This window comes from Flavobacterium sp. (assembly GCF_003525665.1).
In the GTDB taxonomy this organism is placed as follows: Bacteria; Bacteroidota; Bacteroidia; order Flavobacteriales; family Flavobacteriaceae; genus Flavobacterium.
This window is the reverse complement of record NZ_DQDX01000058.1, coordinates 1-476: the sequence shown is the minus strand read 5'-3', so window position 1 is coordinate 476 and position 476 is coordinate 1. Positions and strand designations below refer to the sequence as shown.

Genomic DNA, 476 nt, shown 5'->3' with positions numbered 1-476 from the left:
CGGAAAATTTTCCGCTCTTTTCTGTTTTAGTAGCATATAATTTTCCATGGAAATGTAAATTAATCATTACAGTTTTTTGATTCCTTGATTAATAAAATGTTTTCCATTACAAAAACATAATCTTGCAAATACTCCTTCTCAGATTTTTCATCAAACAAATATCCTCTTTTAATAAAATGATAAGACACAACTATAAATATTTGAATAAGAAATAAACCAATGAAGAATTTTAAGTAAAACTCAAAATTTTTTCCTAAATCATCTTTAAACTTATCGGCAAAAAAGCCTATTAGGAAACCTGATAAAGTTGCACCAAAATAACCCGCAGTTTTTTCAAAAGCTATAAACGGGTCTTCAAAATTATTTTTTAACTGATTATTAGCAATTTCAATTAATTTAGTAATAATGGAACTGTCGATTTTATCATATTCCTTGTGGATTTTCTTTAATCTTAGTACTTCTAATTCTTTACTTTT

1 protein-coding gene is annotated in these 476 nt (G+C 25.4%); it reads right to left on the bottom strand.

Annotated features, from left to right (window positions below; all coding sequences use genetic code 11):
* Positions 1 to 59 precede the first annotated feature (59 nt).
* Positions 60 to 476, bottom strand: a 417-nt coding sequence (locus DIU01_RS04060) for a hypothetical protein (protein WP_290831967.1), incomplete at its 5' end; no start/stop codon positions are given.